The sequence below is a fragment of the Streptomyces sp. NPDC014727 genome (genome assembly GCF_043083485.1).
Taxonomy (GTDB): domain Bacteria; phylum Actinomycetota; class Actinomycetes; order Streptomycetales; family Streptomycetaceae; genus Streptomyces.
Map to the genome: position 1 here is coordinate 38,981 of NZ_JBIBYR010000041.1, position 10,318 is coordinate 49,298.

Genomic DNA, 10,318 nt, shown 5'->3' on the forward strand with positions numbered 1-10,318 from the left:
GCCAGCAGGGGAGCACCACCACTGGATAGCCTGACCTGCTGAGGCTTTGTTCCGGCATACAGGTTGCATACGGGTTGAGATGGGGTGCGTGCTTTGCCGACTGGCAAGGTCAAATGGTTCAACAGTGAGAAGGGCTTCGGCTTCCTCTCCCGCGACGACGGCGGCGACGTCTTCGTGCACTCCTCGGTGCTTCCCGACGGCGTCGACGCACTCAAGCCCGGCCAGCGCGTGGAATTCGGTGTCGTGGCAGGTCAGCGCGGAGACCAGGCGCTCTCGGTGGCGGTTTTGGACCCGACCCCGTCCGTCGCGGCCGCACAGCGCCGCAAGCCGGACGAGCTCGCGTCCATCGTGCAGGACCTGACCACCCTGCTGGAGAACATCACGCCGATGCTGGAGCGCGGCCGATACCCCGACAAGGCGGCCGGCAAGAAGATCGGCAGCCTGCTGCGCGCGGTCGCCGACCAGCTCGACGTGTAGGACCGGGTCGGCCCCGGCCATCCGACAGGCTCTCAGACGAACGACAGCGCGTCCGGGCCGAGGGGCGGTACCAGCCCCTCGGCCGCGGCGCGGGTCAGCAGTCCGCGGATCGCCGCGTAGCCGTCCTCGCCGAGGTCGGCGGTGAACTCGTTGACGTACAGCCCGATGTGCTGGTCCGCCACGGCCGGGTCCATCTCCTGGGCGTGCTCCCGCACGTAGGGCCGTGACGCCTCCGGGTCGTCCCAGGCCATCCGTACCGAGGTGCGCACGGACTCGGCGAGCAGCTTCAGCATGTCCGCGCCCAGCGACCGCTTGGCGATGATCGCGCCGAGCGGGATCGGCAGGCGGGTCGTCTCCTCCCAGTGCCGGCCCATGTCGGCGAGGTTGTGCAGCCCGTAGTTCTGGTACGTGAAACGGGCCTCGTGGATGACGAGACCGGCGTCCACCTTCCCGTCGCGCACGGCGGGCATGATCTCGTCGAACGGCATGACGACGATCTCGCCGACCCCGCCCGGCACCACTTCCGCCGCCCAGAGCCGGAACAGCAGATAGGCCGTGGAGCGCTCGCTCGGCACGGCGACGGTCCTCCCCGTCAGATCCGTGCCCGCGTCCCTGGTGAGGACGAGCGGTCCGCAGCCGCGCCCGAGCGCCCCGCCGCACGGCAGCAGCGCGTACTCCTCCAGCACCCAGGGCAGCACCGCGTACGAGACCTTGAGCACGTCCAGTTCGCCGCGCTCGGCCATCTTGTTGGTGATGTCGATGTCGGCGAAGGTGACATCGAGGGCGGGCGCGCCGGGGACCCTTCCGTGCGCCCAGGCGTCGAAGACGAAGGTGTCGTTCGGGCACGGCGAGAACGCGATGTGCAACGGGTTCGACGGCTCATGTGTCGTGTCGGTCATGGTGGGTCCAACCTTCCAGTACGGGTACGAGCTTCCCGAACGCCCCGGTGAGCGCGGCCAGCGCGTCGCCGATGCGCCAGGCATCCCGGTCGCGCGGGCCGACGGCGTTCGAGACCGCCCTCAGTTCCAGCACCGCCGCGCCCGACCGTTCGGCGGCCTCGGCGACGCCGAAGCCCTCCATGGCCTCGGCGGCGGCCCGCGGGTGCGCGGCGCGCAGGGCGGCGGCGCGCTCGGCGCTGCCCGTCACGGTCGAGACGGTGAGGATCTCGCCGGTGAGCGCGCCGGTGGCGGCGGCCACGTCCCGTACCAGCGACCGGGGCGGGAGGTGCCGGTTCTGGCCGAAGCCGAGCGCGGTGACGGGCACGAAGCCCTCGGGCGTCTCCGCGCCCAGATCGGCGGCGACGATGCCGCTCGCGACGACGAGCGAGCCGACCGGCGCCACGGGCGCGAAGCCGCCGCCGATCCCGGCCGAGACGACGAGGTCGTACGGCGCGGAGCCCGGCCCGGACGCGTGGCCGGCGGCGAGGGCGAAGGCGGTGGCAGCGGCGGCCGCGGCCGGCCCGGCGCCGCCCGCGAGGACATCGACGACGCTGTCGCCGCCGAGGCCGCCCACACGGTGGAGCTCGGTACCGGGCGCATGGTGCACGGCCACCTCCGGCCCGTCCCCGAACGCACGCGTGACCGCGTCCCGTTCTTCTGGGACAGCGGTCACGACGAGCACACGCACGGGGCGGATCCTCCGAGGTCAGGAGGGGCGGGCGAGGGTCAGGAAGTCTTCTTCAGCTCGAAGTGCCAGACGCCCGTGAGCTGCTTGCCCTTGGTCTCCACGATGCTGATCTGCGTTTTGTTCGTGGTCTCGCCGGTCTGGCTGGAGAAGAAGGCGCTGCCCGGGATGGACCGGTAGGTCCTCTTGTACGGCTCCTGCTCGGCCTGCTGACCGTTGATGAACAGCGTCCAGCCGTTGTCCGCGATCTCCGGGTCGACGCCGAAGCGGACCTTGTCGTCCATCGCGACCTCGACGGACTTCTCCGCCTTCTTGTTCAGGCAGCTCTGGTACTCGGACGTCTTGAGGGGCTTGCCGTCGTTGTAGCAGGCCGCCTCGGTGCTCACCGAGTTGCCGCCGACCGTTACGGTCGCGAGCGGCGTCGGCTTGCTGCAGGCGGACAGGACAAGGAGTCCCGCGGACACGGCACCGAGAGCGACGCCGATTCGACGGCCCTTACCGGAGAAGAACGCAACGGTCATGGGCCGAAGGCTATCGGTCGCTCCGGTTCACGCCACGCGGGGGTGCGGCGAGCCGCGCCGAGCGGCGCTCAGCAGACCCCGTACGGACGTGGCCGCACCCAGGGCGAGGATGCCCGCGGCGACCGCCATGCCCAGTACGCCGTTGAGGGGGAGGACGATGCCGATTCCGCCGCCGATCACCCACGCCATCTGGAGCACGGTCTCGGACCGGGCGAACGCGGATGTCCGCACCTCCTCCGGCACGTCGCGCTGGATCATCGCGTCCAGTGAGAGCTTCGACAGGGCCTGGGTGAAGCCCGCCGTCGCGCTGAGCGCGGCGACCATGACGGTGCTGAAGAACAGCGCGGTGAGCACCGCGATGCCCAGGGCCAGGGCCAGCACCGCGGCCACGATCGCCTCGGGGCCGCGCGCCCGGAGCCAGGAGCCGACCGCCGTACCGACCGCGTTTCCCGCACCGGCCGCCACGCCGACGATGCCGAGCGAGACGGCGGCGCTCTGCCCGGAGAGCGGCTGCTCGCGCAGCAGGAACGCCAGGAAGAAGATCAGGAAGCCGGACAGCGCGCGATGCGCGGTGTTGGCGTGGAGCCCGTTGAGCACGGACGGTCCCACGGACCGCAGGCCGGGCCGCTTCTCCCCGTTCCTCTCCCGGCGCCCCGCCCTGCCGCCCCTTCCGTTCCGCTTCGTCGCGGGCCGGGCGGCCGTCACGCCGTGCGGCAGCACCAGCCGGGCCTTCCGCTCGCCCTTGGCGGAGTCGACCTTGTGCGGCAGCGTGAAGGCGAGAACGGTTCCCCCGACGAAGATCGCGCACGCGCCGTACAGCGGCCAGCCGGAGCCGACGGTCTGCAGCCCCGCCCCGATCGGGGCGGCGACACCGGTCGCCAGGAGCCCGGCCAGGGTGACCCGGGAGTTCGCCTTCACCAGGGAGAAGCGGGGTGGCAGCAGCCGTGGCACGACCGCGCTGCGCACCACTCCGTACGCCTTCGAGCAGACCAGGACGCCCAGCGCGGCCGGATACAGCTCCAGACCGCCGGTGGCGACCGCGCCCGCCATGGTGAGCGCGAGCACCGCGCGGGCCAGCATCGCGCCGGCCATCGCGGCCCGGCGGCCGTGCGGCAGATGGTCCAGGAGCGGGCCGATCACGGGGGCGAGAAGGGTGAAGGGCGCCATGGTGACGGCGAGGTAGAGCGCGACACGGCCGCGGGCCTCGTCCGTCGGTACGGAGAAGAACACCGTCGAGGCGAGCGCGATCGTGATCATCACATCGCCCGCGCCGTTCACGGCGTGCAGCTCGATCAGCTTGCCGAGCCCGGATTCGCCGGCACCATGGGCATGCGTCGCCTTCCGGATTCCTCTCGCGGTGCCGGTGAACGGGGTCCGCAGGGCACGACCGATCGTCCGGCCCGTCCTGCGGAGCGGGCCGGAATCCTTGTGCGACCTGGCGGAAGTCACTTCGTCATAGTGCCCCAGTCATGACACCGACGAACCGGGACCGGTGCGGGGCACGGACGCACTCCGCCCTGTCGGGCCAGTCTCCCTGTGACCGTCGGGCGTTCCGGGGCGGTCCTCGCCCGGCCACGGAGCCGGATACGGCCTGTTTGGGACGGGCAGGTGGGCGGGGGGCGGCAGAGAGGGTAGCGTGCGTAGCGCGCCACCGGCGGTTGTTCTCGGCCGCGCGCCTATCGGCGATCCCGCAGAATGGATGGCAGAAGGTGCGCCCGAGGCAGGCACAACGGGTGTGGACGTCGACGCGGCCCCCAGGTCCGCTCCGCCCGCATCCGTCATGGCCGAAATCGATGGATGTGCTGGCGCACTCGTGAGACTGGCGTAGGAGAGAAGCGAGACCTGTGAGTGCTGCGACGACGCGAAGCCGTACGGCCCGTACCCCTGTCCCCGACCGTCTGTGCGCCGAGGCGGTAGACCTCGCCCGCGCCGCGGCCGAGGAAGCAGCCGCGCCGGGGGTCGTCGGTGAGCATGTGGCCGTGGTCTCCGAGGGAGACCGGGTCGTCACGCACTTCTTCGAGTGCGAGGAGCCGGGCTACCGGGGCTGGCGCTGGGCGGTGACCGTGGCGCGCGCCTCCCGCGCGAAGAACGTCACCCTCGACGAGACGGTGCTGCTGCCCGGCAGCGACGCGCTCCTCGCCCCGGAGTGGGTGCCGTGGAGCGAGCGGCTGCGCCCCGGGGACATGGGGCCCGGAGATCTGCTGCCCACGGAGGCGGACGACATCCGCCTGGAGCCCGGCTACACCGGCGAGGACGAGCCGCCGCCGAACTCCGCGGTATCCGAGATGTCGCAGGAGATGGCCGACCTCGTCGACGTGGAGGACGCGGAACTGACGACGCGCCCCGCGACGACGAGCCGGGGCTCGATCGCGGCGGTCGCGGACGAGCTCGGCATGCGGCGGGCGCGAGTGCTCTCGCGGTACGGGCTGCATGCGGCGGCCGACCGGTGGGACGAGGCGTTCGGCGCGAAGACGCCGATGGCGCAGGCGGCCCCGGCCTCGTGTGTGACCTGCGCGTTCCTGGTGCCGTTGGCGGGGTCGCTGAAGCAGGCGTTCGGGGTGTGCGCGAACGAGTTCGGTCCGGCGGACGGACATGTGGTGTCGCTGTCGTACGGGTGCGGCGGGCATTCGGAGGCGGCGGTGATGCCGAAGCCGCCGAAGCCGGCGCCGCACGCGCTGGACACGATGCAGGCGGACGAGTACCCGTTGCGCCCGGCCCGGGACTCCGGCTCGGTCCCGGCGGAAGCGGACACCCCCACGGAGGATCTCGGCCACTCCTGAGCAGGGCGCGGAGAGCGGGGCGCATTGCGCTCGGGCGCGCTCCGGGTGAGCCTGCGGGCGCCCCCGGCGCACCGGTTCCGTCCACGATCGCCGGACGGGCCTGAATCCGGCCGTCCCCGCGGTGGGACGCCCCGGCCCGCAAGGGCGGCCTCGGCCGTGGGAGCACCCCGGCGCGCCAGGACGGTCCTTTGCCCATCCGGGCTGATCCGGACGAGAGGCCCCTGGCCGGCTCGCACCCCGGCCCGTCCGGCGTTCGAGGACGGAACCCGGCCGCTGAGTGGGGCAGATGCGCCATCCCCCGCGTGGAGTGCCGTTCGCGGCGCCCCGTCCGGTGAGAGGACCCGGTACCTTCAGGCGCACACTTGGCGGCACGGGCAACGTGTAACCGGAGAAGAGCGGAGTCAGAGCGTGAGCATGAATGCGACCGAGGGGGCCGATCCGTTCGGGACCGCACGGCTGCGACGCGGTGTGCTCGACGCCTGGGGTGCCGGCCCCGCCAGATTCCGTGAGGACGCCAACGCCGAGGAGGACCTCGCGCTCGGCGGCTACCGCGACCGCCTCGTCGTCGAGCTGGCCCAGAACGCCGCCGACGCCGCCGCCCGCGCACAGGTCCCCGGCCGGCTCCGCCTGACCCTGCACGCGGCGACCGCGGACGCCCCCGCCGTACTCGCCGCCGCCAACACCGGCGCCCCCCTCGACGCCACCGGCGTGGAATCGCTCTCCACCCTGCGCGCCTCCGCCAAGCGCGAGGGCCACGAGGGCGCCGTCGGCAGGTTCGGCGTCGGGTTCGCCGCCGTGCTCGCGGTGAGCGACGAGCCCGCCGTCGTCGGCCGGCACGGCGGCGTCCGCTGGTCCCTCGCCGAGGCCCGCGACCTCGCCGCACGGGCGGCCGTCGCCAGCCCCGGCCTCGGCGACGAGCTCCGCCGCCGCGACGGCCACGTACCGCTGCTGCGGCTCCCGCTGCCCGCCGAAGGCACCGCACCCGACGGGTACGACACCGTCGTCGTCCTCCCGCTGCGCGACGGCGGCGCCGAGGACCTCGTCGTCCGGCTGCTCACCGCGGTCGACGACGCGCTCCTGCTCACCCTGCGCGGCCTCGACGAGGTCGTGATCGAGACCCCGGACGCCGTGCGGACATTGCGCCGCTCGCAGCACGGCCCGTACACCCACGTCGAGGACTCCGCGCACGGTACGCACCGCTGGCGCACCGCCGTCCGGCACGGGGCCGTCGAGCCCGCCCTGCTCGCCGACCGGCCCCGTGAGGAACGGCTCCGCCCGCACTGGTCGGTCACCTGGGCGGTCCCGGTGGACGCGGAGGGCGCCCCGGTACGCCCCCGCACCGCCCCCGTCGTCCACGCGCCGACCCCCACCGACGAACCCCTCGGCATCCCCGCGCTGCTCATCGCGTCGCTGCCGCTCGACACCACCCGCCGTCACCCCGCCCCCGGGCCGCTCACCGACTTCCTGGTGCAGCGCGCGGCCGACGCGTACGCCGAACTGCTCGCCGGCTGGCAGCCGCTGTCCATCGACACCATCGACCTCGTCCCCGGGCCGCTCGGCAAGGGTGAACTGGACGGCGCCCTGCGCGGCGCGATCCTGGAGCGGCTGCCGCGCATCTCGTTCCTGGAACCCGCCGCCCCGCGCGACCCCGCCGCCGAAGCGGACCGGTGGGACAGCTGGGACGCGGCGGCGGGCGGCATCCGCGAGGCGGCCCCCACCGCGCTGCGCCCCATCGAGGCCGAAGTGCTGGAGGGCGTCGGCGCCGAGACCGTACGGGTGCTCGCCGAGGTCCTGCCGTGCCTGCTGCCCGCCGGACTGGAGCGCCGCAGCGAACTGCGCACCCTCGGCGTCGCCCGCGTCCCGCTGACCGAGGCGATCGACCGGCTCGCCGGGCTGGAACGCGACCCCGGCTGGTGGCGGCGGCTGTACGACAGCCTGTCCGGCATCGACCCGGACCGTCTGTCCGGCCTGCCGGTCCCGCTCGCCGGTGCGCAGGGTGTGGACGCCAGGACCCCGGCCGCCCCCCGCACCGCCATCGGCCCCCGCCAGGTCCTCCTCCCGCTCCCGGACGCCCTCACCGGCCCGGTCCTGGGGCGCCTCGCCCGGCTCGGGCTGAAGGTCGCCCACCCGGACGCCGCCCATCCGCTGCTGGAGAAGCTGGGCGCCCTGCCCGCCACGCCCCGCGCCGTGCTGACGACCCCGCAGGTGCGGGCCGCCGTCGCGGGATCGCTGGACGCGGGCGAGATCTGGGACGAGGACGCGCTGGACGCCGACGAACTCGCCGAGACCGTCCTCACCCTCGTACGGGACGCCGAACTGGCACCCGGCGACGAACCCTGGCTCGGCGCTCTCGCTCTCCCCGACGAGGACGGCGAGCCCGCGCCGGCGGGTGAACTCGTGCTGCCCGGAAGTCCGTTCGCAGCCATCATGCGGGAGGGTGAACTCGCCCTCTGCGACCAGGAGCTGACCGACCGCTGGGGAGCGCAGCCGCTCACGGCCTGCGGGGTGCTCGCCACCTTCGCCCTCGTGCGGGCCGCCGACGTCGTCCTGGACCCGGACGAACTGGAGCCCCGCGACGGCGATTTCGCCGAGCCCGACGACGCCGGTCTGCTCGACGCCGTGGACGTGTGGTGCGAGGACGTCCTCGACCAGTTGCCGGACAGCCCCGTGCCACCGGTCGCCACCGAACTCGTCGCCGTCCGCGACTTGGACCTCGTCGACGACGACGCCTGGCCGCAGGCGCTCGCGCTGCTCGCCCAGCCGCCGTTGCGCGACGCGCTCACCCAGCCGGTACGGGTGCTGCTGCCCGACGGCACGACGCAGTCCGTCCGCCCGTACACGGCCTGGTGGCTGCGTGACCACCCCGTGCTCGACGGCCGCCGCCCGGCCGGTCTGCGGGCGGCGTCCGGCGACCCGCGGCTGGCCGGGCTGTACGACTCCGCCGACGCGACCGGTTTCGACGACGCCCAGGTGCTGCGCGCCCTCGGCGTACGGACGTCCGTGGCCGCGCTCCTCGACGAGCCCGGCGGCGCCGCCGAACTCCTCGGCCGGCTCGCGGACGAGGACCGTGAGGTCGGCCCCGTACAACTGCACTCCCTGTACACGGCGCTGGCCGATCTCGACCCGGAACAGGTCACGCTCCCCGACGAACTGCGGGCCGTGGTCGACGGCGAGGCCCGGGTGGTCGACGCGGCGGACGCCGTGATCGCGGACGCCCCGGACCTGCTGCCGCTCACCGGCGGGCTTCCACTGCTGCCGGTCGCCCCGACGCGCGCGGCCGATCTGGCCGAGCTCTTCCAGGTGCGGCGGCTCGGCGAGAGCGTCGAGGCGGAGGTGACGACGGAGGGCGAGGAGCACCGCGTGCCGGATTCGGTACGGGTGCTGCTCGGCGCCGGAACCCCGGACGTGTACCTCGAACACGCCGAACTGCGCGCGGGCGGCGTCGAACTGGACTGGCGCCGCACCCCCGACGGAACCGTGCACGCCGCCACACTGGAAGGCGTCGCGGCGGGGCTGGCCTGGGCGGCGGGCCAGTGGCCGCGCCGCTTCGAGGTCGCGGCGCTGCTGGAGGACCCGTCCCGTACGGAGGAACTGGCCCGGGACCGCTGGTTCGACTGACCGGCCGGAGCGGGTCCGAAGCACATCCGTGCTGGAGCGCGGGGCGAGTGCACAAGAAATCCCCAACAGGCGCACAACCGTTCACATGTCCCGGTGGTCTCTCCTGTGAAGCCATCAGGCTTCACAGACGATCTTGGGCCTGTCGGCGGAGGACCGCTGCGGGCCCCCTTCTCCTGTTGGGGAATGAACATGCGCATTCGTGCCACCGTGGCCGCCGTGACCGGCGCCCTGGCTCTCTCCGCCCTTGTCATTCCGTCGGCGGCCCAGGCCGACGACACGCACCGCTCGACCGTCAGCGACGTCGCGCGTGCCGCTCGTTCCACCACCGGTGCCGACTCCGGCGCCAAGTCCGGCGCGCGCTCCCTCGCGGCCGCCAGCACCCCGGGCCAGCTCGACCTCACCTTCTCCAAGTTCACGGTGAACGGCGGCAAGCCGATCGCCGTGGGCACCGCCGCCACGAAGACCGTGCCGACCACGTTCACCGTGACGCACGCCGCCGATGTGAACATCTTCGCTTCGGACTTCGAGCTGGATGTCGAGCTCTACCGCGGCTCGTTCGAGAGCCCGACGAACGAGCTCTACGGCGATGCCGCCCCCACCTGCAAGGCCGTCTCCTCCACGGTCGCCACCTGCAAGGGCCAGATCGCCATCTGGCCGCAGTACGACCTGATCGGCAACGCCGACGCCACGACGTGGAAGGCGATGGGCTTCGCCGTCGACTACAACGGCCAGGACCCGAAGAACCCCGACGTCAGCAAGATCGGCTTCGCGCTGCAGGACGGCCTGGGCACGGCCCGGGTGCAGCGGCTGTCGAAGCTGACGGTCGACGCCGCTCCGGAGCCCGTGAAGAAGGGCGGGACGATCACGGTCACCGGCAAGCTGTCGCGGGCGAACTTCGACGACCTGAAGTACCACGGCTACGCCACGCAGCCGGTGAAGCTCCAGTTCCGCAAGAAGACCAGCTCCACGTACACCACGGTCAAGACGATCAAGTCGAGCAGCACCGGCACCCTGAAGACCACGGTCAAGGCGTCGGTCGACGGTTACTGGCGCTACAGCTTCGCCGGAACGTCCACCACCCCGGCCGTCTCGGCCGCGGGTGACTTCGTCGACGTGAAGTAGTTTCCGTCGCGCCACATGCACCACCGCGGGGCGGGGGGGGGGGGGGGGGGCCCCCCCCCCCCCCCCCCCCCCCCCCGGGGGGGCGGGGGGGCGCCCCCCCCCCCCCCCCCAAAAAAAAAAAAAAAACACAAAAAAAAAACAAAAAAAAAAAAAATGTCTATTTGTTTTAGACAAAAA

General features: G+C 72.8%; 8 protein-coding genes. 4 read left to right on the forward strand and 4 right to left on the reverse strand.

The genetic code is table 11. From position 1 onward, the window contains the following. Positions 1-93 precede the first annotated feature (93 nt). The gene (locus ACF1B9_RS35330) at positions 94-477 is read left to right on the forward strand and encodes a cold-shock protein (RefSeq protein ID WP_351081896.1); all 384 of its coding nucleotides are present in this window, start codon (positions 94-96) and stop codon (positions 475-477) included. 32 nt (positions 478-509) lie between these two features. On the opposite strand, the gene ACF1B9_RS35335 is transcribed toward ACF1B9_RS35330, so the two are convergent. Genes ACF1B9_RS35335 through ACF1B9_RS35350 form a run of 4 tightly spaced genes read right to left on the reverse strand, consistent with a single transcriptional unit; the run spans position 510 to position 4,070 of the window. After that, the gene (locus ACF1B9_RS35335; RefSeq protein WP_391738506.1) at positions 510-1,376 is read right to left on the reverse strand and encodes a 1,4-dihydroxy-6-naphthoate synthase; all 867 of its coding nucleotides are present in this window, start codon (positions 1,374-1,376) and stop codon (positions 510-512) included. Further along, positions 1,357-2,103 carry a futalosine hydrolase gene (locus tag ACF1B9_RS35340; protein ID WP_391738508.1) on the reverse strand — a complete coding sequence of 249 codons (747 nt, stop codon included), beginning with the start codon at positions 2,101-2,103 and terminating at the stop codon, positions 1,357-1,359. The genes ACF1B9_RS35335 and ACF1B9_RS35340 overlap by 20 nt, the downstream gene beginning before the upstream one ends. Before the next feature lie 38 nt (positions 2,104-2,141). Next, the gene (locus ACF1B9_RS35345; protein WP_351081902.1) at positions 2,142-2,621 is read right to left on the reverse strand and encodes a DUF2771 domain-containing protein; all 480 of its coding nucleotides are present in this window, start codon (positions 2,619-2,621) and stop codon (positions 2,142-2,144) included. Between the two features lie 27 nt (positions 2,622-2,648). Continuing rightward, complete coding sequence (locus tag ACF1B9_RS35350) at positions 2,649-4,070, reverse strand: MFS transporter (RefSeq protein ID WP_391738509.1); 1,422 nt, start codon at positions 4,068-4,070, stop codon at positions 2,649-2,651. 395 nt (positions 4,071-4,465) lie between these two features. Here ACF1B9_RS35350 and ACF1B9_RS35355 point away from each other — a divergent pair, with 395 nt between their 5' ends. The 3 genes from ACF1B9_RS35355 (at position 4,466) to ACF1B9_RS35365 (ending at position 10,141) form a co-directional block, all read left to right on the forward strand. After that, complete coding sequence (locus tag ACF1B9_RS35355) at positions 4,466-5,401, forward strand: DUF3027 domain-containing protein (RefSeq protein ID WP_391738510.1); 936 nt, start codon at positions 4,466-4,468, stop codon at positions 5,399-5,401. Between the two features lie 414 nt (positions 5,402-5,815). After that, positions 5,816-9,019 (forward strand): sacsin N-terminal ATP-binding-like domain-containing protein, encoded by a 3,204-nt coding sequence (locus ACF1B9_RS35360; protein ID WP_391739301.1) that lies wholly within the window; start codon positions 5,816-5,818, stop codon positions 9,017-9,019. A 189-nt stretch (positions 9,020-9,208) separates the two neighbouring features. Continuing rightward, positions 9,209-10,141, forward strand: coding sequence for a hypothetical protein (locus ACF1B9_RS35365; RefSeq protein ID WP_391738511.1), 933 nt, complete (start codon positions 9,209-9,211; stop codon positions 10,139-10,141). Positions 10,142-10,318 lie beyond the last annotated feature (177 nt).

Bases quoted from the DNA above. Each gene is read 5' to 3' on its own strand.
- ACF1B9_RS35360 (WP_391739301.1), top strand. From the start codon at position 5,816: ATGAATGCGACCGAGGGGGCCGATCCGTTCGGGACCGCACGGCTGCGA.
- ACF1B9_RS35345 (WP_351081902.1), bottom strand. From the start codon at position 2,621: ATGACCGTTGCGTTCTTCTCCGGTAAGGGCCGTCGAATCGGCGTCGCT.
- ACF1B9_RS35335 (WP_391738506.1), bottom strand. From the start codon at position 1,376: ATGACCGACACGACACATGAGCCGTCGAACCCGTTGCACATCGCGTTC.
- ACF1B9_RS35365 (WP_391738511.1), top strand. From the start codon at position 9,209: ATGCGCATTCGTGCCACCGTGGCCGCCGTGACCGGCGCCCTGGCTCTC.